Origin of the sequence: Bartonella sp. CM120XJJH, assembly GCF_042194715.1 — a bacterium.
Classification (GTDB): Bacteria; Pseudomonadota; Alphaproteobacteria; order Rhizobiales; family Rhizobiaceae; genus Bartonella.
The window spans coordinates 1-551 of record NZ_JBHINE010000155.1; the positions used below are offsets into that span (position 1 = coordinate 1).

At 46.8% G+C, this 551-nt stretch carries 1 pseudogene; it reads right to left on the reverse strand.

Features of this window, described 5'->3' with window-relative positions:
• Positions 1–551 (reverse strand): annotated as a pseudogene (locus ACFIKU_RS10315) (phage late control D family protein); the annotation flags it as partial.

The window sequence follows — 551 nt, forward strand, 5'->3', positions numbered from 1 at the left end:
ATGGACCATTGATTTGCCCACGAAACCCTTGCAATAAAAGAGGTTGGTCCGCCATGATTTCGGGGCGCCCCGCAAGGGTCAAAGAACCACTGCCCACAGCACGGCAAAGTCGGTCTGATTCTGATGCAGCAGCAGCTTGTGCTTCCTCCTCACAAGTGTAACAAGTCCGTAAACGCCGCATGGGACCGCTAAACCCTGTCTGATGCTTAACTTGGCATTGCTGCCCTTTTGAGCGATCAAAATAAGAAGCTTCAATGGTGCCATATTGCGTACGTGGCTCTAACGTGAATTCCCAGTTGGAACAGTCGTGTTTATGAAGTTTGAGTGCTGGTAAATTATCTCCGCTTAAAAACAAAAACTTATTGTCCTTGATTAAAAAACGTGCCCGCATGCGGTCGGCAAGGCGGGTTAAAAAATCAACAGCCGATTGATCTGTACGAATCACATAAGGCAAAGTTTGTTGAGTGAACTGATGACTGACCTTTGCTTGATAGCCATGGCGTTTGGCGAGTGTCTCAACAATCTCCCCAACAGTTTTGTGATCAAAATGT